The following is a 24,758-nucleotide window of genomic DNA, read 5'->3' on the forward strand; positions in this document are numbered from 1 at the left end:
ACGCTGTTTTTTAACGGCGTGTTTTTTTTTCGAATGAAAATTTACTTCTCCTGTCCTTTTGCTGTAAGCTGAAAACAGGAACTCATTAAGGAGGAAACCGTATGGCAGAGACAGTGAATAAGAAGTTGTCGCAAGAAGAAGAAAGGACGCTGCTTGACGTTCTTACTGAACGTTTTGAGAAAAACATGAACAGGCATCCCGGTCTGGAGTGGGCAGCCGTTCAGGCAAAGCTGACTGCAAACCCTGAAAAAATGTGGTCGCTGCATGAAATGGAACGAACAGGCGGAGAGCCCGATGTGATTGGGTTTGATGATAGTGAGTTCCACTTCTGTGACTGCTCAGCTGAAAGTCCAACAGGCCGAAGAAGTCTGTGTTATGACCGCAAAGCACTTGATTCACGCAAAAAGAACAAACCTGAAAACAGCATCATGGACCTTGCAGCTTCGATGGGCATAGAAGTATTAAACGAAGAGCAGTACCGCACATTGCAGGAACTGGGCCCATTCGACCGGAAAACATCAAGCTGGATCCAGACACCGCCTGCTATTCGCGATCTCGGCGGTGCCTTATTCTGCGATTACCGCTACGGTCACGTATTCTTGTACCATAATGGGGCAGATTCCTACTATGCTGCGAGAGGATTTCGCGGCTTGCTGAAGGTTTGAGATGATAGAACACTTGATCAAGGCCATCTTTTGTGAAGATGGTCTTTTTTTGCGTTTGGCTTTTTAAAATGGTGAGGTTCGTTTACGAGTTTTGGAGCAGTTTTTGGATTGGAATGCGGGGAGTAAGTGTTCTATTCCGGGCTTTAGAGCATTTTCAAAGGGGGAGTAGTGAGAGTAAGTGTTCTATCCCGAGCTTTGGAGCACTTTCCGGTGTGAAGTGGTGGGAGTAAATGTTCTTATCCGAGCTTTGGAGCACTTTTCGGTGTGAAGTGGTGGGAGTAAATGTTCTTATCCGAGCTTTGGAGCATTTTTCAATGTGGAGTGTGGGGAGTAAATGTTCTTATCCGAGCTTTGGAGCATTTTTCAATGTGGAGTGTGGGGAGTAAGTGTTCTTATCCGAGCTTTGGAGAATTTTTCAATGTGGAGTGTGGGGAGTAAATGTTCTTTTCTTATCCTTCCAAATCGTTTTACGGTTTTACAGGGTACGATTCAAATTTTTGCTTACCCTCCCAGATCGTTTTATGGTTCCGCAGGGTACGATTCAACCCCTTGCTTACCCTCCCAGATCGTTTTATGGTTCCGCAGGGTACGATTCAACCCCTTGCTTACCCTCTCAGATCGTTTTACAGTTTCGCAGGGTACGATTCAACCCCTTGCTTGCCCTCCCAGATCGTTTTACGGTTTCCCAGGGTACGATTCAACCCCTTGCTTACCCTCCCAGATCGTTTTACGGTTTCGCAGGGTACGATTCATGCCCTTGCTTACCCTCCCATATCGTTTTACAGTTTCGCAGAGTACGATTTATGCCCTTGCTTACCCTCCCATATCGTTTTACAGTTTCGCAGGGTACGATTCATGCCCTTGCTTACCCTCCCATATCGTTTTACAATTTCGCAGGGTACGATTCATGCCCTTGCTTACCCTCCCAGATCGTTTTACAGTTTCGCAGGGTACGATTGCTCTGTATAATTGTTATTCCCCGCGCATTTCCCACAAAAAAGAGCACAAATCCTCTGCGATTTGCACTCCAATTTTTCTATATGAGTCTAACAAGCTACTGATATAAAAGGGCCGTAATTTCAGTCATCTTGCCATCCTCTGCCATGGACTGAGCGGATTCGTTTTCGCTTGTGACATAAAACGGATCGGCTCCGGCATTAAGCAAAAGCTCTACCATAGCTGCGTCTTCATAATAGACCGCCATGGTCAGCGGTGTTTGTCCGTAGCCGTCTTCCTGATGGATGTCTGCACCTTTCTCAATCAGAAGGTTTGCGAGATCAATGTTCCCAAGTGAGATGATATCTACAGTGGCAATATCCCCTTCATCTGACATCAAGTCCGGATCGGCTCCATTTTCAAGAAGCAGGGCAATCATTTCATCATAGTTTTCAAACTCTTCTTCATACTCACCTTCTAAGCTTCCAATTAAAGCATACATGAGAGCCGTCCTTCCAACCTCATCCTGAGTGTTAAGGTCTTCTCCTTCTTCAATCAATTCCTTAGCCCGTGCAAGATCATTCTCATACGCAGCTGCCATCAGCTCAGTCGTCCCCTCGCTGTCAAGAACGAAGTCGCTGAAAAGACTCGTTGTGGAAAGAAAACTGAATAGCATTGCCCCGCCGGCTCCAAGAATGAGGACAAGAGCAAAAGCACCAGCCAGGCCCGCTTTAAAAAGAGCGGACGTTTTAAACGATACAGCAGGATTTGTTCCGCCAAAAACTTGATTGAGACGGAAAATTCTCTTTGGCAGAGCTGGATGTGTTGAAATTTTTTCACTGAACCAGACGAAGAAATGTTTCTCCCTGCTGCTGTCTTCCAAATACGCTTCTTCATTCACATGTTTGAATAGCTCAGGTCCCGCGGCAAGAAACGTCAGTGCCCGTTTTGAAGCGCCAAGATCTTCTGTACAAGCATGTGCCATCGCATCACATGTATATTCGCAGGCTCTTGAATAGGCACTTCCGAGAAACGGAACCCAATTTCCAAATAACACAAGGAAATTTTTTATAACATGATTTCTTTTAATATGGGCAAGCTCATGCGCAATGACAAAATCAAGCTCTTTTTGTCCGCCCTTTACATGCAAATCGGCTATTCCAGAGTAGAGAGTCACCATGTTTTTACCGAAAAAACGGGTAGCAAATGCATTCAGCATACCGTCTGACTGCACAATAAAAACATCCGGCAGCTTTTTCACCTGCATAACCTCAGCGATTTCCTTCACCCTTGCATGGATGTCAGGAAACTGCTTTTCTGTAACCTTTACACCGTTCCCCCGAATGATGCCTGTATTGATCCAGTGGGCAATCAGAGGAATAAGGATAAAAGGAAGCAGAATCAGGAGTCCTACACCTGTGAAAATAAACAATAAGTACATTGGGATTGTAACTAAAAGCAGCAAAATAAAATAAATTTCTTCTTTTCTATGAACGTAGACTGACATGTCTTCCTCCGTTATCTGTGTGTTATGGACTATCCTATTTTACCTAGATTTCAATAATTTGGGAAGATGTTTTTGGAGCCAGTCCAAAATAAAAAGCACTTCTCCTATTAGAAGAAATGCTTTGGCGACTATATGCCTGTCCCTATGGAATCAAAACCGTATCAATGACATGAATAACCCCGTTAGAAGCCTCAATATCCGGTTTTACAACAGTGGAGTTGTTCACCTTCACAGGATCAAGAGTAATTGTCACTTCTTTTCCTGCAAGAGTTTTCGCTTTCATGCCGTCTTTCAGATCACTTGAAAGGACTTTACCGGAGAGAACATGATAAAGGAGAATATCTTTTAGATCTTCTCTGTTCAATAACTCCTCCGCCGTAATGTTCAAATCCTTCAGAAGCTTTTCGAATGCCTGATCGGTAGGGGCAAACACAGTGTATGGTCCTGCTTCCTTAAGTGTGCTGACCAAACCCGCTTTCTCAAGGGCTGCCGCAAGTATTTTAAAATCTCCTGCCGCTGCCGCTGTATCAACGATATCCTTCTCGCCGCCGCCTTTTTCAGCTGCAAAGGCGCCTGTTGTAAACGAAAGAGCCATTGTGAGAATCAAAACCATCCCGAACCACTTCTTTTTCATAGCCATTCCTCCTTTTAATAAATACATTTGCCAGCATGCGTATGTAAATGCCGCCATGAGTATTATTTTTCGCGCCGGGAATTTTATACAAAAAATGGAACAAAAAAAAGAAGACGGAATTCGTCCTCTTTTTTATGCATACATCTGCTCTTCTTCTTTTCTGAAGAAGCCTTTCATCGCGTGAAACACATCGGCTTTTTGCTTGAGGATATAGTGGCGGAAACGTTCATCAGAGATATTTTTATAAGCGGACATGAGAGTAGAGTGGCGGTTATACTGATTGACTTCCCCGTAGCCGAACATATTGGAAACCTTCATCAGCTCGCCTACAAGCTTTACGCAGCGTGCGTTGTCGGAAGTCAGATTATCACCGTCTGAAAAGTGGAAAGGGTAAATATTGAAGCGGCTTGGCTGATACTTCTCTTCAATGATTTCAAGTGCTTTCCGGTAGGCAGATGAACAAATGGTTCCTCCGCTTTCCCCTTTAGAAAAGAAATCATCCTCTGAAACAACCTTCGCTTCTGTATGATGGGCGATGAATTCAATGTCCACCTTCTCATACTTCGAGCGGAGAAATCTTGTCATCCAGAAGAAAAAGCTCCTGGCCATATACTTCTCCCAGATTCCCATCGAGCCGCTTGTATCCATCATCGCGATGACAACAGCACGGGATTCGGGCTTTGATACTTCATTCCACGTTTTAAACTTCAGATCCTCCGGGTAAATCGGATGAAACTTCGGTGCGCCGGACATCGCATTCCGTTTATACGCAGAAAGCATGGTTCGTTTCTTATCGATATTCCCCATCAGCCCTGTTCTTCGAATATCATTGAACTCGATATTTTCTACAATAATCTGATCCATTTCTTTTCTCTTCAAATTAGGCAGTGCAAGTTCGCTGAAAAGAGCTTCTTCAAGCTCCAGCATGCTGACCTCTGCTTCGTAGTAATCTTCGCCCGCCTGGTCTCCTGCGCCCTGGCCTTTGCCCGGACCGTTTGCGTTTTGCGGGGAACCGTCGCGTGCAACAACATCCCCGACCTTGCTTTCCCCGTCCCCCTGGCCGACATGTTTGTTTTTATCATAATTGTATCTGATTTTATATTCATCCAGTGACCTGATCGGAATTTTCACTACATCTTTGCCGTTTGACATCACGATATTTTCTTCTGTAATCAAGTCAGGCAAATTGCTCTTAATCGCTTCCTGAACCTTCTCCTGGTGACGTTTCTGATCATCATGGCCTTTGCGGTGGAGGGACCAATCTTCATTCGAAATGACAAAGTTGCGCCCATTTCCTATACTCATCTTCTACTCTCCCCCTCCAAAAATTATTTTGGAATGATTCTTCACCAAACTGCACCTATATACATACAATAGCTTTGGGTCGATTTCCGGTGTTGTTTAGATTACTCTATCCTATGCTGAAAAAAGAGATAATTGACAAATAATTTAGAAAATTAGGCTTGGTCCCGTTAAAAATAGACAAGTCTCATGATGCATAATTATTTACATGCACCTTGTCACTATTCAGAACGATCGCCGGCTTCAGGGATTCCGCCTGTATCTTCTTGCATATTTTTGTAAACTTATCGGAATGAGCGAGATAAAAGACAGAAAAAAACTCTCTGGCACAAATGTGTCAGAGAGTTTTATTTGTCTTCTTTGTGCTGAACCGGATCAGGCCTTTTGCCTTCCTTCTCAAGTTCTTTGTTTGTTTTCATATGTTCCATAATTTTGGAGTGCTCGATCAGATCCTTCATGTCGCGCACCATTGTGCCGTTTTCTGTTTCCGTCTCAGTCTTCTTTGTCATGAAAACCACCTCCGATGCTTCTAGTTTTCCCGCCAGAGGAAAAGTTGAAACATAATGGCGGCATCCTCTTTTCTCTTTTTTAAAGATGAAAAGCCGGGCTCCCATGCCCGGCTTTTCCCGTTATCGGTTTAAGAGACTTCCTACATACCGCAGCAGATCATTTGCAGACGTAGAATTGTAGCCATGCTCATCAATCAGTCTCTTAACGACTTCATTGATTTTCTTCAGCTGCTGCTCATCCGGCGTTTTCGAAGATGTTGTAATTTTAACTACATCCTTCAGATCGGCAAACAGCTTTTTCTGGATCGCTTCACGGAGGCGTTCATGCGAATTGTAATCAAATCGTTTTCCTTTGCGGGCGTAAGCTGAAATCCGGATAAGAATCTCTTCACGGAACGCCTTTTTCGCATTTTCGGAAATGCCGATCTGTTCTTCAATTGAGCGCATGAGCTTGTCGTCCGGATTCATTTCCTCGCCAGTAAGCGGATCGCGGATCTTATTTTTGTTGCAGTAAGCTTCCACGTTGTCGAGGTAATTATCCATCAATGTTTTTGCAGACTCTTCGTACGAGTAGACGAACGCTTTTTGGACTTCTTTTTTCGCAAGATCATCATACTCTTTTCTCGCAACAGAGATGAAGTTCAAGTACCGCTCGCGGTCTTCATTCGAAATCGATGCGTGCTGATCCAGCCCCTCTTTAAGCGATCTCAGGACATCGAGCGCATTAATCGACGGGATTTCCTTGCGGATAATGGTAGAGGAAATGCGGTTGATGACATACCGCGGATCAATTCCGCTCATCCCTTCATCCACATGCTCCTTCTGCAGCTCTTCCACATCGACCGTGTTGTAGCCTTCTACATTCTCGCCGTCATACAGGCGCATTTTCTTCACAAGATCGATGTCGCCGCGCTTTGGATCTTTCAATCTTGTTAATATGGTAAACATCGCAGCTACCCGCATCGTATGCGGTGCAATATGAACATTTGAAACATCGCTTTCCATAATCATTTTTTCATAGATTCGCTCTTCTTCAGAAACCCTCAGGTTATATGGCACAGGCATGACGATAATCCGTGAATGCAGCGCCTCATTCTTCTTGTTTGAAATGAAGGAGCGATACTCTGTTTCATTCGTATGGGCAACAATCAGCTCATCGGCCGAAATCAAGGCAAATCTTCCCGCTTTGAAATTGCCTTCCTGTGTCAGAGAAAGCAGATGCCAGAGGAACTTCTCGTCACACTTCAGCATCTCCTGAAATTCCATCATTCCGCGGTTAGCTTTGTTCAGCTCCCCGTCAAAACGGTACGCGCGCGGATCAGACTCTGACCCGAATTCCGCAATCGTCGAAAAGTCAATGCTTCCTGTTAAATCAGCAATGTCCTGGGATTTTGGATCAGACGGGCTGAACGTTCCAATTCCAGTCCGTTTATCTTCCGAGAAAAAGATCCGCTCAATCATCACATCTTCAATCCGTCCGCCGTACTCCTGCTCAAGCCTCATCAGGTTCAAAGGCGAAAGATTACCTTCGATCCGGATGCCGTATTCGTCAAAGAAGTCTTCTCTCAGATGATGGGGAATTAAATGCAGAGGATCCTCGTGCATCGGGCAGCCTTTAATGGCATAAACAGCACCGCGGTCAGTAAGGGAATACGATTCAAGACCTCTCTTCAGCATCGTCACAAGCGTGGACTTACCGCCGCTGACCGGCCCCATCAGCAGCAAAATCCGCTTGCGGACATCCAGCCGTTTGGCAGCAGGATGGAAGTACTCCTCCACAAGGCGTTCAAGAGAATCTTCAAGCCCAAACAGTTTATGATCAAAGAACTTATAGCGCTTTGACCCGTTTTCTTCCTCTATACCGGCATCTTTGATCATATTGTAAACTCGTGAATGAGCCGATTGTGCAACCCATGGTTTCTCTTTCAGCATCTCTAAATACTCAACGAAGGTTCCTTCCCACTTCAGTCGCTGTTCATCTTCTCTGTACTTTTCAATTTTTTTTAAGATATCCATAAGGACCTCCTCCATCATTGGTGATACTTGAGCGCGATTAATACACTTTATGCGAGGATGTCCTTTAACATTCTTGTTTAATTTAGAAAAGCAGAGACGCTCGTTTAGCTCCGAAGTTCAGAAAAGGATTTAGGTGTTTCTTATCTGACTGAAAGGGTTGAACAGTTGTCTCCGCTTTTCGTAAAGATATTTCACAAAATCCCCCCATTTTTATTCACATGCCTATAGGGATAAGCTATAATGAGACTATCTATGTAAGGGTCATCATTTACATAAAAGGGAGGAATTGCCGCGATGAAAACAGCATTAGTGCTAGGGGTATGCATTACATTTTTAGTTTCTATATTTACTGCTGGGTACAATGATAAGCCTGGAGTAAAAAAATAAAAAATCGGTCATTTAGATTAATGGGTTCAAACTTCTACTAAACAAATTGCAGAGTTAGTTTGCAGCTTAAAACAGTATTATTTGTATTAAAAATGGTCAGTGGCTGATGTGCCTCTGACCATTTTTTTATGTCAATTATTCAATCATGCCCCCTTTAGTTGAGCAAGAAAAGGGAAGCAAATTCAACTACCGTTTTGGATAAAAATTTCATGTATAACTCCCGACATATTATGCTTCTTTCAACATCGAATACTTTCGATAAGCTTTATAGAAACTGCTCCAACAGAAGACTACCATAAGGGCGGGAAGTAACTTCAAAAGGGCAAATGGAGTTTCAAATAAAAATGCTTTCCAAAATAGTGAACCCTTCATACTCCAAAGACCTTCAGCTGCATATAAACCTGAATCCTTGTAAATCATATAAGAAAAAAATAATAACAGTATACCCAAAATAGATGAATAATCCATTAATCTTTTATAATAATAACGCTTTGATTGACGATCAGAAAAGATTTCATTTTGATCATCATCTTCTTTTTGCCAGTATCGAATTCCCCCAAGCCAGGGTCCATTTACATAAAACCAACCGAAATCTTCATAGACTCCTTTATAATCTCTGAATTTTTTCTTTGATAAATTTTTTTGATAATCCAGTCGCATCACATAGTTCTTGTCAGTTTTTTTGAAAGTGTATATTCCCAGGCCACTAATATTGGTACATCGATATCCTTTTTGTAATTGCTGGTTCAGCCATTGCTCTTCTTTTTCAATATCAAAAAACATCTTAAATTTCTTCATTTGATTCACTTCCTTCGTACAGGGATATAATATGCAAAAACCTGTTTAATTCCATTTTCAAAATGGCGCTTCCTTCCGCAGTTATCATATAAACTTTTCTTCGACCAGACACTCCAACAGGTTCAATCCAGCCATGCTTACTCAGGTTTTCAATCGCACCGTATAATGTACCAGCTGCTAAAATAACAGTGCCATTACTCATTTGCTCAATTTTTTGCATCACAGCATAGCCGTGAAGCGGCTCACGCAGAGCTAATAAAATATAATGCATCGTTTCAGACAATGGTAATAATTGATGTTTCATAACCTCGCTCCTATTCAGTTCAACTACACAATCTAACTTAATATCAATATAATTCAGTTCAACTGAATAGTCAACAATATTATTAAATTGAAAACTACAAAAAAGTTGATTTCCTCATAAGGAATTCAACTTTTTCACAGTTTGAGAAACAGCAAATTCTGTTATCTGCTTTTCAGGGGACATTTTTTATTACAAATTATAGAGATTTATCGGCAATAACAACGTTAAATCAAAAAAGGAGTGCCAGAATCAATGCGATTTGGCACTCCTTTTGATGTGTAATTTTTAGTTTTGCACTCGAAAACTGAACCCGTTACATTCAGGTCGTTTTTTTTAGTAAGCCAGGATAATTCTGCTGTCTCAATGCCTCATAGATCAAAATCGCAGCGGTGTTGGATAAGTTAAGGGAACGCACATTGCCGGTCATTGGCAGGCGCAGGCATTTTTCCATATTGGCTGCAATGAGATCCTTCGGCAGGCCGGTCGTTTCTTTTCCGAACACGAAGAACGTGTCTTTTTCCACGCTGCTGTAGTCAAAGGTTGTATGTGGCTGTTCGCCAAATTTCGAGATAAAGTAGAAATCCCCTTCAGGATATGCTTCAAATAGTTCGTCAAGGGAATCGTGATACACGACGGTGACGAATTCCCAGTAATCAAGTCCTGCACGCTTCAGCATTTTGTCGTCTGTTGAAAATCCAAGCGGACGGATCAAATGCAGAACGGTGTTGGTTGCCGCGCACGTGCGTGCGATGTTTCCTGTGTTAGCCGGGATCTCCGGCTGGTAGAGTACGACATGTAAAGCCACTTATTTTCACCTCATCTAAATCTGTTGCCTTTATTATACCACTTCATTATTGTTTCTTTGAGCCCGCATCATCTTCAATATGATAAAACCTGTAGGCAATGCTTGGCGTGTAGGCTGTGGAATCCTCATAATCCCAGTAGCGCATTCTGCTGTTGTACGTATTGGCATTGACCAGAGGCATGTTTGATTTATCTTTTGCCACGACAATCGTCGTATGGTCAAACCTGCCGTCGCCCTGAAAGTCATAGCAAATCACATCACCGGGCATGAGAGCTTCAGGTTTGTAGACCCTCGATGCGCGAAGCCCCGTTTTCGAATTTCCGAGGTGCATCGTAAGGGAATGCGCAACAGTCCAGCTGTAGCTCCAGTTGCTGTTTTGCATCCACCACCCGGCAGAGCGCCCGGGATAGCCGCGCATCGGTGCTCCTCCTGCCCGGAGGCACTGGGAGACATAGTTCGTGCAGTTCACATCGAAGTTTTTATACTTCGGATTGTGCGTATTCCACCATCTCTCTGCATACTGCACCGCAGCGAGCCTGTCGTACCGGAACGGAACCCGCTCATCTGACTCGTCTTCCCTGTTTTCATCTGTCTCATCTTCACGGTTCACTTCAATCTTATCATCGCTGACAATCATGCCATTTTGAAAAATGGCCATCCTGTCTTCGGTTTTTTCTTCCATATAAAACGATTCCCTGTCGTTATGAAAATATTTAAAGTGGCACTTGTACGTCACGTGCATTTCCTCAGCTGAAACATTCTCAACCTGGAGCACCTGCACATCCGCTCTGCCTTTAAGAAGCTCCACTTCCCGGTCTTTTAAGATCTGCTTTTTTCTGAGCAGCGTTTCACTGTCTTCGATCAGATGAAGATCCCTTGCACCTCTGCTGTTGACCAGCATCTCCAGTTTGCTCTTTACTGCAGCCGCAAGTTCCTTTTTCATATACGCTTCACCGCCATAAGTGTCTTTAGTAAGACTCTATGAAAACCTTCCGGGAAGTATGAACTCTACTGCTGAAGAAGCGCAATCCCTTTTTCGATTTCAGCACGCGCCTCTTCGTCCTGCTCCTGCTGAAGAGCTTTCTTCAGATCAGGAAGACTCGCTGCTTCACCGATTACACCCAGCGCCCAGGCTGCCGTTCCCCTGATGACAGGGCGGGGATCCTTTTGCATCAAGAACGTTAATTCAGGAACAGCCGTTGTATCTTTAAAATGGGCAAGAGCAATGATCGCATTGCGCTGAATCGGTTTTTTCCCGCGCCAGGAGCCTGACACATGACCGAACTTCTCTTTAAATTCGCGGTTGCTCATCGTAAGCAGCGGTTTCAGCTTCGGCTTTGCAATTTCCGGGTCCGGCTCCATTTCGGCGTGCAGATGAAAGTCCTTGCCTTTATTCTCCGGACAGACCGTCTGGCACGTATCACAGCCGTACAGGCGGTTTCCAAGCTTTTTGCGGTATCTTTCTTCAAGAAACCCTTTTGTCTGCGTTAAAAAAGCAATGCACTTGGATGAATCAAGCTGGCCGCCCTGAACAAGGGCACCTGTCGGGCATGCATCCACACAAATCGTGCAGCTGCCGCATCGGTCCTCCATCGGTGTATCAGGAGGGATGGCAATATTCGTGATGATTTCGCCAAGGTAGACATACGAACCGAATTCTGGTGTAATAATGGCGCAGTTTTTGCCGCTCCATCCGATTCCCGCTCTCTCGGCGGCCGCACGGTCAGACAATTCGCCGGTATCAACCATGGACTTGAGCTCTGCATCCGGCAGCTTTTCAAGGATATAGGCTTCAAGCTTCCTCAGCCTGTCTCTCAGCACATCATGATAATCCTGTCCCCAGGATGCACGGCAGAAAATCCCTCGTCTGTCTTCTTTCGTGCTTCTGGGAGCATCTTTCAGCTTTGAAGGATACGCAAGGGCAATCGATATAATCGATTTCGCTCCCGGCACCAGCAAACCAGGATTCGTTCTCTTTTCTATATCCGGCTCCTCAAAGCCTGACATATAGCCCTTTTGCTCGTGCACAATCAGGCGCTGCTTCAGTTCTTCAAAAACGGTAGCCTGCGAAAATCCGATTTTATCAATGCCGATGCTTTTGCTGTATGCTATTAAATCTTGTTTGAACTCGGCTGCATTCATGGTCTATCCCTCCTTTCCGTTCGATTGGTCACTTCTTCTATGGTAAAATAATGTCATTAAAATGTGGAGGATAAAATGATGGAAACTTCAATCAGTCCCGAAATCACCCGGGAGATACCCGGTTTTAAAATCGGTGTGATCTCCTATGAAAACATTGAAGTATCAGAATCGCCGCAAATGCTGAAAGGCAGAATGCGTCTGTTCCAGGAATCAATCTTCTTTGAAATGGAAGATAAAAAAGTCCAGGACCTCGAACCAATCAAGGAGTGGCGGGCCATTTTCAAAAAACTCGGCACAGATCCGGGACGCTACCGCCCTTCAAGCGAGGCGCTGTACCGCAGAATTCAAAAGCAGCAGTATCTAGAGCCGTTTCATTCCGCCGTTGACCTCAATAACTTCTTTTCGCTGCAGCATCAAATTCCGTTTGGCATTTACGATGCCGATGAACTGTCAGGTCCCGTTGAAATCAGGGTTGGGGCTGCAGGTGATTCCTATCTTGCCATCAACAGACGGGAAGTAAACATGGCCGGGAAACTTGTATCTGCGGATGAAAACGGACCGTTCGGAAGCCCGTTTGTTGACTCCAGGCGGACGGCAGTCACAGAAAATACGCGCAATGCCCTGCATCTAATCTATTTAAGGCCAGGCATGGACGTGGAGCAGGCACTCGAGATGTTATCATCTTTAACGAAAATGTTCACGCAAATTCACGGCGGGACAGGAGATTATAAAGTGATACAGTAAATCCCTCTTTTCCGGAGGGATTTTTTTGAACATGAAAAAACGCAATGCTCCGTTTTTCTGACAAACGAAACACTGCGTTGTATATGTATGGAGCGGGTGATGGGAATCGAACCCACGACATCAGCTTGGAAGGCTGAGGTTTTACCATTAAACTACACCCGCAAGAAGAAGCGATAAAAATATCTTAACAAATTCTTAACGATTCTTCAACACAAAATGAATAATTTTGTCGAAAATTGGGTCAGTCCCACACTGCGTTAAAGCAGAGCGGGACTGACCCCTTTACTTGCCTGCCGTCTGCCTGTATTCGTTCGGCGTCTGGCCTGTGTATTTTTTGAAGACTTTGCTGAAGTATTTTTCGTTCTGGTAGCCGACGCCGTATGCGACTTCATAGATTTTGAGATACGGATTTTCAAGCAGTGACTTTGCCTTCTCCATGCGGATGCCGGTTAGATAGTCCGTCAGTGTTGTCTGGTAATCCTGCTTGAATTTTCGGGAGATGTATTCCCTGCTTAAATAGAATTTGTCTGCAATTTCCTGGAGCGTAATGTCCTCCTGATAATGCTGCTGAAGATATTCTTCAATCTGCTGCATGTTGTTTTTTTCCTTCTGGTACTTCACGGTGGAAAGAATCGTGATCAGCTCTGTGAATTCCTTTGTTTTTTCTTCCTTAAATTTTGCCATAGAAAAATGTCCGTCTGAATCCCAGTAAGCTTTTCCTGAATAAAAGCCTGCCTTGTGGCTGACTTCATATTCCTTGATCCAGTTGTTTCGCAGGAGCTCAAACTGTTTTTCCCACAGCGTGATCTGTTCAAGGGAAAGATGATGCTGCTGTTCAAGCTTTGCAAATATTTTTACAAGCTGCGCTTCAGTTTGAGGGATACTGCCTGACTGCACGGCCCACTTCAGCTCGTTTGAAAAGTCAAACAGGTGAAGCAGCGGTTTGTCTCCTTTGTCCCTTGGTGCGGCAAGCGTTTTTTTCAGGCGGAGATCATGTGTAAGGAGAATCGCCTCCGCCTCACCAAAGGTTTCATTCAGCTGAAAACCGGTGCTGCCCGCTGCAGCAAGAACATTTAGCTTAAGCTTCTGTTTGACAAGCCTGATGAATTCTTCCGCCGCAGCAAGCGGATTTTTCTCCTTCCATAGAAGCAGAACAAGTTCATCCTCTTTATTCACGTTTTTAAAGCAGACCCCGTCCTTCAAGTGTTCGCTGCACAGGCCGGTTATAGAGGCAGCAGCAGCTTCCCGGTCTCCTTCACAAGCCTTCAGCGAGAGAACAGCGGCCGTTTTTTGAACGCTCGAAAAATGCACGCCGTATTCTTTCTGTATTTTTTCTTCAGCATCCTGTGAGAGTTCTTTCTTCAGACAAAGCCCTGAAAAAAGCTGATCCCAATAGAGGGGCCTGACTTCATTGATGACGCGGCTCTCTTCAGCCTGGGCAGACTTTGACATCGCCTGCTCCCGCCACTCATTAACAGCCCGCTCAAGCGTCTCGTTCAGCACATCGGGCTCAATCGGCTTTAAAATATAATCGAAGCTCTTATAAGTGATCGCATGCCTCATATATTCAAAGTCATCATACCCGCTCACAACAATGGTTTTGCTTGCCGTGTTCTCGGCATGAAGCCATTTTAAAAGACTGATTCCGTCCCGCCTTGGCATTCTCATATCTGTAAAAATGATTTCAGGATTGTGTTCTTTAATGAGCGCTGCAGCCTCTTCCCCGTCTTCCGCTTCCATAATAAGATCGATCCCGTGCTTTTCCCAGTCAGCGAGCAGCATGAGCCCTTCCCTTACATGCTTTTCATCATCAACTATGATCGCTTTCACCCGTCTCACCCTCCTGCAGGACCGGAAGCCTCATCGTCACCATGAAGCCGCCGTCCTCTTTATTTTCCAGAAAAAGCTTTGCTTTGTGGTCATAATAAAGCTTCAGCCGCGAATAGACGTTTTTCAGACCTATATTTGTCCCCGGTCCCTTTTTATTCAGCGCCTCGGCTCTGAAATGCTCATGTATTTCATTCAGCCTCTGCGGCGTGACGCCAATACCGTTGTCAGTGATTATCATGACCAGTTCATCATCGTCCCTGAAGCATTTCAGCTCGATGCTCCCTATTCCATCACGGATATCAAAGCCATGCTTAAAGTAGTTTTCAATCACGGGCTGCAGAATCATCTTCGGCACAAGAATATCCTGCACATCCTCATCAACCTCCACACGCACCTGCAAATGCTCGCCAAACCGCTCTTTTTGCAGGAATAAAAAGGCATTGGTGTAGGTAATTTCTTTCCTCAGAGGAACAAGATCCTCCTCCATATTCATCCCGTATCTCATGATTTTTGACAGGTGGGTGATCAGGGAGTAGATTTGCGGGACGTTATTTTTAAGGGCAACTGTTCCGATTGACTGCAGTGCATTATAAAGGAAATGCGGGTTGATTTGAGACTGCAGCACTTTAAGTTGATTTGTCTTATTTTCGAGCTCAAGCTTGTACTCCCTCGTAATCAGCTGATTGATCCGCTCGATCATCTGCTGAAAACGGGAGCCCAGAATCCCGATTTCATCAGATCCGAAGGACTGGGAGGCGATCTTCATATTGCCTTTTTCAACCTGTTCAATATTCTGAAGCAGAATTCTGATCGGGGACGTCATTTTAAAGGAAACGAACAGAACAGCAAGCACCACAAGCGACAAACCGATCACGCCAAAGAGAATGTTGATTTTAGCCACGCTGTATGCGCTGTCATAAAGGATATGAAACGGCACCCGCTTGACCAGGATCCAGCCTCCGGATGATTCAGAAAGCCTGTCGTACATCATCACTCCGTTAAAAGAATCCTCCTGCCACTCAAACGTGCCTGATGCAGTGTCTGCATCCATCACGCTCTCAATCCACTTTTGATTGGATCCGTCCGGAATCTCGGCGTTTGAACTGTAAATCATCTTCCCCTCTGATGACAGCAGGAAAAACTCCTCTGTTTCCCGGTTGTACAGATTCCGGCTCATATCAATGATCGTATCAGGCGAAATGCCGAGAGTGATGTATCCAAGTACATCGCTTCCGGGCACATTCGTAAGCGCCCTGTGCATCATCACGATGTCCCTTCCCCTTCTTGGGCTGTCCTCATGGCTTGCGTATACGGGCTCGATATACAGGTTGTAGGGGCTGCGCTCAGCACTGTTGAAGGCCTCACTTTTTTCATCTTCAATACTCGTTGAAAAGACTACAGTCGAACGCTTAGTAGCAGAAATCACCCTGTCATCTTTGGCAAACGAAATTTTCACCTCGTTGATCGTATCTCCTGTATAGAGAATGGTCTGCATAATATTTTTCACAACACCGACATTCTGATAGTCATTTTTATCATCGGGCGCTCTGAGGTAGTTAATAAAATCCGGGTTGTTGTACAGGGAGAGTGTAAGACCGTTCAGCTCATTCAAATAGCTTTCAAGGTTTATTTTCCCCTGGTATAGCAGATTGCTGCTTTCTTTCACAACCTGGTCTTCAAGCGATTCTTTTGTATATAGGTACGTGATTAAAATGGAACTGCCGAACGGCACGATGGTCGTAATCATCAGAAGAACAATCAATTTGTTGCGGATGCTTCGTTTCAGCATGGGGTCTGACCTCCAGGGACTAGCTTATTCTTTAGTATATAGCCAGTTTTATAGGCTTGAAAGCACTTTTTAGAATCTTCCTTCAAATACCTTGGGGGGGATTACAAAAGGATGCAAAAAGAAAGCACACCCATGAGGGCATGCTTTCTCTATCAGTCTATTACTTCAAGTTATCCCATGAAGTCTGGAAGCGCTCAAGCATTGTATCATAGTCGATTTTGCCTGCAGCATATTCCTGCATGGCAGCAGCGAATTCTTTGTTCGCCCCGTCCGGCCATTTGAACCAAGTCCAAGGGATTGTTTTTTCTTCTTTAGAGTAATCAAGAATCGATGTTCCAAGATCGCCAAGACCAGCAGGCTCGATGTTATCGAATGCCGGGATGAATGCGAATTCTTCTGTGATGAAGCGTTTGCCTGTTTCAGATGAAACCATCCAGTTTAAGAATGCTTTCGCTTCTTCAAGATGCTCTGAATTTTTGTTCAGTACCCAGTTGTTCGGTACGCCGACTGGAAGGCTGTTTGCATTCTCGTCGTTGCTGATCGGAATTGGAAGGAAGCCCATGTTGATCTCAGGATTGATTTCTGTGATCATGTTTTCTGTCCAGTTACCTTGCTGCAGCATAGCTGTTTCGCCAGAAGCGAAAAGTGTAACCTGTGTATTGTAATCTGTCGTTAATGGATTGTCGTTTGCATATTTAAGCTCTGTATCAAGAACTTCTTTGAACTGCTTGAACTGCTCGTTGTCAGTGAATTTTTCTGATCCGTCATAAAGACCTGCGATAAATTTCTCCGGATCTTCCTGCTGTGCAAATGGAATGTTCAGTAAATGCTGCCCGATTACCCACCACTCGCCGTATCCAGCAGAGAATGGAGTGATCTTTTTAGCTTCAAGCTTTTTAGCAGCTTCTTTCAGTTCATCGATTGTTTTAGGAGGCTCAGTGATGCCTGCTTTTTCAAACAGGTCTTTGTTGTAAACAAAGCCGTATCCTTCAAGGTTGACAGGCATTCCGTAAAGCTTGCCGTCTGCATCTGTCATTGGCACTTTTCCGATTGGAAGAACATGCTCAACCCATGGCTCGCCAGAAAGATCAGCAAGCTTTTCTTTCCAGAGCTCAAGTTCTTTAAAACCGCCGTTGTTGAAAATATCCGGCTCTTCGCCTGAGGCAAATTTCGCTTTAAGAGCTGCGCCGTAATCAGCACCGCCGCCTACTGTTTCAAGTTTAATCTTAATGTTTGGATTCTCAGCTTCATATTCTTTGATCATTTCCTGAAGCTGGTCAGCAATTTCTACTTTAAACTGGAAGAAGTTAAGCGTTACCACTTCATCGCCTGATTTTGAATCCTTGCCTGAATCTCCGCCTGATGATTCTTTAGACGAACAGCCCGCCATAATGCCGAATACGAAAACTAATGACATACATAATAACAGAAAGCGTTTCATTGATGGATTGACCTCCTTGAATCTTTTTATTTTATATAAATTTCTGCACTCTTAATCTATCGAATGCAGAAACTTTATATCTACTTGATCGAACCTGATGCAATACCCTTAATAATGTGCTTTTGCAGGAACAGGAAGAAAATCACGACCGGGGTAATGCCAAGCACCAGCGCTGCGAGTCCCATATCCCACTGTTTCGTGTACTGGGCAAAGAATGAACTTGCCGCAAGCGGAATCGTGCGGAGCTCCGCATCCTGCAGAACAAGCAATGGAAGAAGGTAATCATTCCAGATCCAAAGCGTATTCAGAATGACTACCGTTACCGTGATCGGCTTTAGGAGAGGGAAAACAATTCTCCAGAACACTCCGAACTCGCTGCAGCCGTCAATCTTTGCTGACTCTTCAATTTCAACAGGCACTGTTTTCACAAACCCGTGATAAAGGAACAGTGAAAGCGGAACACCAAAACCGAAATACATGATAATCAGACCCGGAATGCTGTTTGTCAGACCAAGCGTGCCTCCAAGCTTCATCAGCGGAATCATCACCGTCTGGAACGGAATGACCATTGCCGCTACAAACAGAACAAACAGGATTTTGTTGAATCTGCCCGGCGTGCGGACCATTTTCCACGCAGCCATCGAGCTGATGATCACTAACCCAATATTACTGAAAACAGTGATGATAAGCGAATTCCAGAAAGCCCGCGGGAAGTTGATAACCTCCCACACTTTGGCGTAGTTAGAGAACATAAATTCCTTCGGCCATGCTGCAGCATCTATTAAAATAGCTGCAAACGGCTTAACCGAGTTTACTAGAACGAAGTAAAACGGAATCAGGAAGATCAGCGCAATTGCGATTGCTATGATCTCGAGGACAAATGTTTTGCCTGTGTACCGGTTGCCCATTACGCCTCAACCTCCCGCTTCTTCGTCATCATTACCTGTACGGTTGTAAAGATGGCAACAACCACAAAGAACAGAATCGACTTCGCCGTACCAAGACCGTAACGGTTATTCTGGAAGGCTTCCTGATAAATATTAATCGCTACAGACTGAGTCGAGTTGAACGGCCCGCCGCCTGTAAGAGAGATATTCAGATCGAAAATCTTAAACGCCATTGATATTGTAAGGAACAGACAAATTGTAAACGCCGGAAGAATCAGCGGAACAATAATCTTCGTCAAAAGCGTCCAAGCAGAAGCTCCGTCCATCTTCGCCGCCTCAAGCAGGGAAGTATCCACACCCTGAAGAGCTGCAATATAGATGACCATCATATAGCCGCTCGTCTGCCAGGCAAACACGATGACAATTCCCCAAAACGCAGTCGTCTCATCGCCAAGCCAAGGCATTTTGAAAAACTCAAGACCCGTCATATTTCCGAGTGATGCAAAACCTTTTACAAAAATGAACTGCCAGATAAATCCGAGCAATAATCCCCCGATGACGTTCGGAAGGAAAAAGACAGTCCGCAGAACATTCTTCGTTTTAAGCGCTGCATTCAGCATCAGTGCAAAAGCAAACCCAATCACATTACTGATAATAACAGCCGCAAACATAAACTTCGTCGTAAAAATGAAAGAATTAAAAAAGGCCGGATCATTCGTAAAGATCTTCAGATAGTTCTCCAAACCTACCCACTCGACAGCTGAACTGACTCCATTCCATGAAGTAAACGAATAATAAAGCCCCATTAAGAACGGCAGTATCTGGATCACAAGGAAGAACAGCAGCGCCGGACCAACAAAGGCGCCATATACAAGCAGGCTCTTCACCTTAAACTTCTTCTTAGGAACGGTCTGCATCTGAGCCTTCGTGCTCACAGGCCCCGTTTGAATTTTCGTTTCCAACCGTCTCACCACCCTTAGTTTGTAACCGCTTTCTTTTATTATAATGATAGCGCTTACTAAAAAGGGGATACTCAATTGACGAAGAAGGTGCACTATTTTGACTAGATGTGGGGAGAAAGGCTTGTCCTCTTTTTGTATGACAGTGCTAAAATCACATAAATGCTTGAGAAATGCACCAATACGAGCTCTTTTGAGCAACTGGTGCAATAAATGTATTTTAACAAAAAAAGAACCTGGTGAGCTCCAGGTTCTTTCTCATTTGCTTAATTGAGTCTAATATTCCGGGGTACAGCCATCACTATACGCTTTGTCCCCCTAATTTTTTGCTCTGCTGCAGAAGCTTGGACTCTCCCGTACGCTCCCACTCTTCCACTGTTTCATATGCCTTCTCAGGAGTGTATCCCTTCCCTACAAGCACGCCCATCAAAATAAACTCCTGAAGAATATGAACCGCATTGATCCCTCTTTGCACATCCTCCAGCCCTTCCTTCACCAAAAATTCCGTGTGCTTTACCCATTCATCCGGAGTCTTGCCATCAATAACGGTTTCTCCACCATTTTGGCCGTAACTTTCTTCGGCAGCCTCTGCATCCGCTTTCGTCTGATGAACTGTACCAAACGGATGGTTCGGAGGAGCATAGATCGAGTAAAGTTTCAGCGGAGATTTGCCTGTATTAGTGACATTGTGCCACGTTCCTGCCGGTATGAAGATCGCCGAATCATCATAGACGTTTCTCATGAAAGGCAATTGGTCCTTGCTCTTGCCCATTTGAACAATCCCCTGCCCCTCTTCAACCCGCAGGAACTGATCAACATCAGGATGCATTTCCAACCCGATATCTTCACCCGGATTGAGACTCATTAACGTTAGCTGCAGGTGAGTTCCTGTCCATAAGGCCGTCCGGAAAGTATTGTTCTGCAGCGTCGCTTCATTAATATTAATAACAAATGGCTCTCCTCCATAATCCTTTAATGAGAATCTGTACTCACTCATCTCATAGGGGTAGGTGCTCCCTTGATAATTCCAATAGGCCGGTTCTCTGTAATAACTGTTCATCGGTGTATGAACCTGATGATAATAAGGATTTGGATACCAGTAATTCGGATAATAATACATTCTTCTCCACCCTTTCAGCGCATATAAAAGCATCATATGCAGGGAGGTGGGCGGGGGTACTTGGGTTTAAATTTATAAGATTGAGGAAGTATTTTGTCCACACGATGGGCGTTCAGATAAAACAAAAAAAGCCAATGCTCTGATTGCTAAAAGCATTGCCTTACTCGTTTTCGTAAGTTATAGATACCGGTGGTCGGGGTCGAATCGACACTCCAGAGGAATACGATTTTATGTCGGTTTCATCTATAACATAATTTACAAAGTCTTATAAAGACTACATTCTTCAGAAATTATTCTATAGTTTATTTACAATTAGGAGTCAACATGGAGTCAAATTTTATGAGCATTGAGTAAGGAACTTTCCCTTACCCTTAATCACACTTTAAGTAGTATTTCTTACGCACTTTTATTTGTAAATAATAATGTCCACCTAAAATTCTTTCAATATTTAGTCTTTTTCATTTATTTCAACTATGTATTTTTCGGTTTTCACTTGTTCCAGTTGCCAATTTTCATTTGAGATAAAAAGTATATTATTTTGATCTGCGACAACCTTTCCTTTGAATTTCACTACTCTGCCTTCTATATCCTTCATTTTTATAATATTCTGTTGTAATTTTTCTACAGGTGTAAAACTTCGAATAACTTTTGCTGTGTATATAGAAATTCTAGGTATTATAATAAATGCCCCCAAAAGCATCAACATGATTAACATTATTAATTTATTATTTGTTTTCTTATTAAGAAACTCATTGAGTACTGTTGAAAGGTATATAAAGACTGAATGCTTATCTGTAACATTATTTGAATTAACATCTACTAATTTCTTTTTTTTAGCAGTAAAATAGCTTATTATCATAGCAATTGGACAGACAATAACAACCCCCATTATATTAATAGAATTAAAGAATTCCTGTATTGGATACAGACTATATATTAATATAAGGATTATAAAATAATATGGAAAAAAGAATGCAACATTTGAGTATTTGTTATAGGAAATATAACTGAAACTGATTCCTCCGGCAAAAAATGCAAAATAAACCAAGAGCATTACCCACTCATCAGCGGTATTCCAATGATTTATTATTATTAGAAACATAATTCCAATTAAACCATATAAAGAACCGGCAAAGGATTTAAGGGGGACCTTGTAAACTCTCACAACAAAGAAAACCATTAATAGAATAAAAAAAGGAATCGCCCAAATCACACCAAATTGAAGAATTGTTAAAACATCATTAACTTGTCGAGTAAAAAAAACAGTTAATAGAATATGTAAAATAATGAAACTTATTAGTACTAATAATATATTTTGAAACTCTTTTTCTATTATAATTTTTGACATAAAAATGAGTAAACTGATAGATAAGGAGAGCATTAACCATGTAAATGTCATGGTCTGAAACTGGAATGGAATAAAGTTGAGATAAATATCAAAATTAGAAGAAGAGAAGTCTAATGATCCCCCGAAATAATATCCATAAAGAAAGGAATAGGATATTAAGAAAGAAAAAGAAGAAAATATACTAACTGTTAAAGAAATAAGTGCAATCTTTTGATAAATATTATTTGTTTGTATTAAGCCCTTTTCCGAAAACATTCTCACCACTTTCACCTCCAAAAAATGCTAACTTTATTATAACATATATTACCAATAACTTCCTATAGAATGATAACTATTAAACCCTTTACAATATATCATCTACTCTTACATAGCAATAAGGGCCAATGCAAAAATCGGTTAGCTTTTTTTGTAATGGATTCGGTGTTCTTTGAAAATCTGAGGACAAGAAAAGCATATTATCATTTTAGATGTTGATATAAAAAGGTTTTTAACCCCTTATCATCATACCACCCATAGATTGTGGGTGTACGTGAGAGCATCCTACAATCTAACTTTAATTAAACCACATAACAGAACTTTTATTCTGTTCTAAATATCACTCAACAATATATAAAATATTCGTTATTTGGCACGCAGCTTTTATGAATAGACCCCTTAATTTTATGAATTGTCATTATTGGAATTGAGTCATTACCTTGAAATGAATCAATTGAAGCTATCCAATCATTTTTTGACATATATTATTGATATAGATAATCCGTTAAATCTTCACGTAATTTATTTATATATTGACCTTGTACAATAACAATTTTTGAAGAAGACTTCGTAAGCTTGATCATCCGTAATTTTCTTTTTAATTATTTGCGCTTCATCATCTGAAAGTTTTCCTCTTCTACCCACACCAACCTCCTACGCACACGATTCAACGCACACGATTTTGTAAAATTTATGTCGTAAAAATAAACGCAAAAAAAGACTTCAACGGTTATGTTGAAGTCTTGATTTCTATAGCTATTTTAGATACCGGTGGTCGGGGTCGAACCGACACTCCAGAGGAACACGATTTTGAGTCGTGCGCGTCTGCCAATTCCGCCACACCGGCAAAATGATCATTTTTTTGAACTGGATACTGGTTGATGCCGAGGACCGGAATCGAACCGGTACGGTAGTCACCTACCGCAGGATTTTAAGTCCTGTGCGTCTGCCAGTTCCGCCACCCCGGCTAAGGGTGAGTTCATAAAAATTGGAGGCGACACCCGGATTTGAACCGGGGATAAAGGTTTTGCAGACCTCTGCCTTACCACTTGGCTATGCCGCCTTAAGATTCTGGAGCGGAAGACGGGATTCGAACCCGCGACCCCCACCTTGGCAAGGTGGTGTTCTACCACTGAACTACTTCCGCATTCGCTGTAATTGTATCTTATGCAGCTGTTGCACAAAGATGACTGTTAAAGTGAAAATGGCTGGGCTAGCTGGATTCGAACCAGCGCATGACGGAGTCAAAGTCCGTTGCCTTACCGCTTGGCTATAGCCCAAAAAATAAATAAAAACCCTATTAATAAAATAATGGGGCGATTGAAGGGAATCGAACCCTCGAATGTCGGAGCCACAATCCGATGCGTTAACCACTTCGCCACAACCGCCACTATATAAGATAAGATTTAAATTGGCAGGGGCAGTAGGAATCGAACCCACACCGGAGGTTTTGGAGACCTCTGTTCTACCTTTAAACTATGCCCCTATATTTGATTGATAAAAATGGTGGAGGGGGACGGATTCGAACCGCCGAACCCTGAGGGAGCGGATTTACAGTCCGCCGCGTTTAGCCACTTCGCTACCCCTCCACATTTCAGTGGTGCCGGCGAGAGGACTTGAACCCCCAACCTACTGATTACAAGTCAGTTGCTCTACCAATTGAGCTACACCGGCTAAAGAATAAATGGTGGCTTGGGACGGAATCGAACCGCCGACACAAGGATTTTCAGTCCTTTGCTCTACCGACTGAGCTACCAAGCCTTTATAAAAATGGCGGTCCCGACCGGGATCGAACCGGCGATCTCCTGCGTGACAGGCAGGCATGTTAACCGCTACACCACGGGACCATTTGGTTGCGGGGACAGGATTTGAACCTGCGACCTTCGGGTTATGAGCCCGACGAGCTACCAGACTGCTCCACCCCGCGATAATAATAAGGTAATTCTCTTCGTCCCGATAAGTTGGTGTTAAACCTGCTTGACCGTTACGCTGCTGCTTTAAATTTTCATGGTGGAGGATGACGGGCTCGAACCGCCGACCCTCTGCTTGTAAGGCAGATGCTCTCCCAGCTGAGCTAATCCTCCGCAGCGAAAATATGTTGGTGACCCGTACGGGATTCGAACCCGTGTTACCGCCGTGAAAGGGCGGTGTCTTAACCGCTTGACCAACGGGCCATAAAGTTGTGGCGGAGAGCAAGGGATTCGAACCCTTGAGACGGGTTACCGCCTACACGATTTCCAATCGTGCTCCTTCGGCCACTCGGACAGCTCTCCAAAATGGCTCCGCAGGTAGGACTCGAACCTACGACCGATCGGTTAACAGCCGATAGCTCTACCACTGAGCTACTGCGGAATAATAATTTTCACCAGCCTGGCAACGT

General features: G+C 43.5%; 19 protein-coding genes and 17 tRNA genes. 2 read left to right on the forward strand and 34 right to left on the reverse strand.

Going from position 1 to position 24,758, the window contains the following annotated elements:
- Positions 1-101: 101 nt before the first annotated feature.
- Entirely contained in the window at positions 102-665 is a 564-nt protein-coding gene (locus tag ACTSEZ_RS20915; protein ID WP_369736166.1) for a DUF4256 domain-containing protein, read from the forward strand.
- 1,054 nt (positions 666-1,719) lie between these two features.
- On the opposite strand, the gene ACTSEZ_RS20920 is transcribed toward ACTSEZ_RS20915, so the two are convergent.
- The 10 genes from ACTSEZ_RS20920 to queG form a co-directional block, all read right to left on the reverse strand.
- The gene (locus ACTSEZ_RS20920; RefSeq protein WP_369736167.1) at positions 1,720-3,108 is read right to left on the reverse strand and encodes a M48 family metallopeptidase; all 1,389 of its coding nucleotides are present in this window, start codon (positions 3,106-3,108) and stop codon (positions 1,720-1,722) included.
- Positions 3,109-3,250: 142 nt separating this feature from the next.
- On the reverse strand, positions 3,251-3,742 hold the full coding sequence (locus tag ACTSEZ_RS20925) for a fasciclin domain-containing protein (protein WP_369736168.1): 492 nt from the start codon (positions 3,740-3,742) through the stop codon (positions 3,251-3,253).
- Between the two features lie 132 nt (positions 3,743-3,874).
- Positions 3,875-5,047, reverse strand: a complete 1,173-nt coding sequence (gene yhbH, locus ACTSEZ_RS20930) for a sporulation protein YhbH (protein ID WP_369736169.1) — start codon at positions 5,045-5,047, stop codon at positions 3,875-3,877.
- 344 nt (positions 5,048-5,391) lie between these two features.
- Positions 5,392-5,553 carry a hypothetical protein gene (locus ACTSEZ_RS20935; protein ID WP_369736170.1) on the reverse strand — a complete coding sequence of 54 codons (162 nt, stop codon included), beginning with the start codon at positions 5,551-5,553 and terminating at the stop codon, positions 5,392-5,394.
- 120 nt (positions 5,554-5,673) lie between these two features.
- Complete coding sequence (locus tag ACTSEZ_RS20940; RefSeq protein ID WP_369736171.1) at positions 5,674-7,569, reverse strand: PrkA family serine protein kinase; 1,896 nt, start codon at positions 7,567-7,569, stop codon at positions 5,674-5,676.
- Positions 7,570-8,184: 615 nt separating this feature from the next.
- On the reverse strand, positions 8,185-8,754 hold the full coding sequence (locus ACTSEZ_RS20945; RefSeq protein ID WP_369736172.1) for a DUF2812 domain-containing protein: 570 nt from the start codon (positions 8,752-8,754) through the stop codon (positions 8,185-8,187).
- Positions 8,741-9,058 (reverse strand): PadR family transcriptional regulator, encoded by a 318-nt coding sequence (locus ACTSEZ_RS20950; protein WP_369736173.1) that lies wholly within the window; start codon positions 9,056-9,058, stop codon positions 8,741-8,743. The genes ACTSEZ_RS20945 and ACTSEZ_RS20950 overlap by 14 nt, the downstream gene beginning before the upstream one ends.
- 319 nt (positions 9,059-9,377) lie before the next feature.
- Complete coding sequence (trmL, locus tag ACTSEZ_RS20955) at positions 9,378-9,863, reverse strand: tRNA (uridine(34)/cytosine(34)/5-carboxymethylaminomethyluridine(34)-2'-O)-methyltransferase TrmL (RefSeq protein ID WP_029567193.1); 486 nt, start codon at positions 9,861-9,863, stop codon at positions 9,378-9,380.
- 46 nt (positions 9,864-9,909) lie between these two features.
- Positions 9,910-10,806 carry an amidase domain-containing protein gene (locus ACTSEZ_RS20960; RefSeq protein ID WP_369736174.1) on the reverse strand — a complete coding sequence of 299 codons (897 nt, stop codon included), beginning with the start codon at positions 10,804-10,806 and terminating at the stop codon, positions 9,910-9,912.
- Positions 10,807-10,871: 65 nt separating this feature from the next.
- The gene (queG, locus tag ACTSEZ_RS20965) at positions 10,872-12,005 is read right to left on the reverse strand and encodes a tRNA epoxyqueuosine(34) reductase QueG (RefSeq protein ID WP_369736175.1); all 1,134 of its coding nucleotides are present in this window, start codon (positions 12,003-12,005) and stop codon (positions 10,872-10,874) included.
- Positions 12,006-12,083: 78 nt separating this feature from the next.
- Between queG and ACTSEZ_RS20970 the strand changes: the two genes are divergently transcribed.
- Complete coding sequence (locus ACTSEZ_RS20970) at positions 12,084-12,749, forward strand: B3/B4 domain-containing protein (protein WP_369736176.1); 666 nt, start codon at positions 12,084-12,086, stop codon at positions 12,747-12,749.
- Between the two features lie 88 nt (positions 12,750-12,837).
- Here the strand turns inward: ACTSEZ_RS20970 and ACTSEZ_RS20975 are convergent.
- The 24 genes from ACTSEZ_RS20975 to ACTSEZ_RS21090 all read right to left on the reverse strand — a co-directional run bounded on the left by ACTSEZ_RS20975 (position 12,838) and on the right by ACTSEZ_RS21090 (position 24,730).
- Positions 12,838-12,911: transfer RNA gene (locus ACTSEZ_RS20975), tRNA-Gly, on the reverse strand.
- 120 nt (positions 12,912-13,031) lie between these two features.
- Positions 13,032-14,579 (reverse strand): response regulator transcription factor, encoded by a 1,548-nt coding sequence (locus ACTSEZ_RS20980; RefSeq protein WP_369736177.1) that lies wholly within the window; start codon positions 14,577-14,579, stop codon positions 13,032-13,034.
- A complete protein-coding gene (locus ACTSEZ_RS20985) occupies positions 14,560-16,368 on the reverse strand; it encodes a cache domain-containing sensor histidine kinase (RefSeq protein ID WP_369736178.1) in 1,809 nt (602 codons plus the stop codon). Before ACTSEZ_RS20985 ends, ACTSEZ_RS20980 begins: the two co-directional genes overlap by 20 nt.
- A gap of 160 nt (positions 16,369-16,528) precedes the next feature.
- Positions 16,529-17,809: an ABC transporter substrate-binding protein gene (locus ACTSEZ_RS20990; protein ID WP_369736179.1), complete on the reverse strand. Its 1,281-nt coding sequence runs from the start codon at positions 17,807-17,809 to the stop codon at positions 16,529-16,531.
- Positions 17,810-17,889: 80 nt separating this feature from the next.
- Complete coding sequence (locus tag ACTSEZ_RS20995; protein WP_029286338.1) at positions 17,890-18,717, reverse strand: carbohydrate ABC transporter permease; 828 nt, start codon at positions 18,715-18,717, stop codon at positions 17,890-17,892.
- Positions 18,717-19,658, reverse strand: a complete 942-nt coding sequence (locus ACTSEZ_RS21000) for a carbohydrate ABC transporter permease (RefSeq protein WP_242524655.1) — start codon at positions 19,656-19,658, stop codon at positions 18,717-18,719. Before ACTSEZ_RS21000 ends, ACTSEZ_RS20995 begins: the two co-directional genes overlap by 1 nt.
- Positions 19,659-19,956: 298 nt before the next feature.
- A complete protein-coding gene (locus ACTSEZ_RS21005) occupies positions 19,957-20,652 on the reverse strand; it encodes a cupin domain-containing protein (protein ID WP_369736181.1) in 696 nt (231 codons plus the stop codon).
- 571 nt (positions 20,653-21,223) lie between these two features.
- Positions 21,224-22,384: a hypothetical protein gene (locus ACTSEZ_RS21010; RefSeq protein WP_369736180.1), complete on the reverse strand. Its 1,161-nt coding sequence runs from the start codon at positions 22,382-22,384 to the stop codon at positions 21,224-21,226.
- Between the two features lie 760 nt (positions 22,385-23,144).
- A tRNA-Leu gene (locus ACTSEZ_RS21015) sits at positions 23,145-23,225 on the reverse strand.
- 35 nt (positions 23,226-23,260) lie between these two features.
- Positions 23,261-23,346, reverse strand: a tRNA-Leu gene (locus ACTSEZ_RS21020).
- Positions 23,347-23,367: 21 nt separating this feature from the next.
- A tRNA-Cys gene (locus tag ACTSEZ_RS21025) sits at positions 23,368-23,441 on the reverse strand.
- A 9-nt stretch (positions 23,442-23,450) separates the two neighbouring features.
- Positions 23,451-23,525 (reverse strand) — tRNA-Gly (locus ACTSEZ_RS21030).
- A gap of 58 nt (positions 23,526-23,583) precedes the next feature.
- Positions 23,584-23,658: transfer RNA gene (locus ACTSEZ_RS21035), tRNA-Gln, on the reverse strand.
- A gap of 32 nt (positions 23,659-23,690) precedes the next feature.
- Positions 23,691-23,766 (reverse strand) — tRNA-His (locus ACTSEZ_RS21040).
- A gap of 24 nt (positions 23,767-23,790) precedes the next feature.
- A tRNA-Trp gene (locus ACTSEZ_RS21045) sits at positions 23,791-23,864 on the reverse strand.
- Between the two features lie 18 nt (positions 23,865-23,882).
- Positions 23,883-23,967 (reverse strand) — tRNA-Tyr (locus ACTSEZ_RS21050).
- A 9-nt stretch (positions 23,968-23,976) separates the two neighbouring features.
- A tRNA-Thr gene (locus tag ACTSEZ_RS21055) sits at positions 23,977-24,052 on the reverse strand.
- 11 nt (positions 24,053-24,063) lie between these two features.
- Positions 24,064-24,139: transfer RNA gene (locus ACTSEZ_RS21060), tRNA-Phe, on the reverse strand.
- Positions 24,140-24,149: 10 nt separating this feature from the next.
- Positions 24,150-24,225 (reverse strand) — tRNA-Asp (locus ACTSEZ_RS21065).
- 3 nt (positions 24,226-24,228) lie between these two features.
- Positions 24,229-24,305 (reverse strand) — tRNA-Met (locus ACTSEZ_RS21070).
- Positions 24,306-24,386: 81 nt separating this feature from the next.
- Positions 24,387-24,462: transfer RNA gene (locus tag ACTSEZ_RS21075), tRNA-Val, on the reverse strand.
- Positions 24,463-24,477: 15 nt separating this feature from the next.
- Positions 24,478-24,552: transfer RNA gene (locus tag ACTSEZ_RS21080), tRNA-Glu, on the reverse strand.
- 9 nt (positions 24,553-24,561) lie between these two features.
- Positions 24,562-24,651, reverse strand: a tRNA-Ser gene (locus tag ACTSEZ_RS21085).
- A gap of 4 nt (positions 24,652-24,655) precedes the next feature.
- A tRNA-Asn gene (locus tag ACTSEZ_RS21090) sits at positions 24,656-24,730 on the reverse strand.
- Positions 24,731-24,758: the final 28 nt, after the last annotated feature.

The organism is Metabacillus mesotrionivorans, from assembly GCF_052171315.1.
Classification (GTDB): domain Bacteria; phylum Bacillota; class Bacilli; order Bacillales; family Bacillaceae; genus Bacillus_P.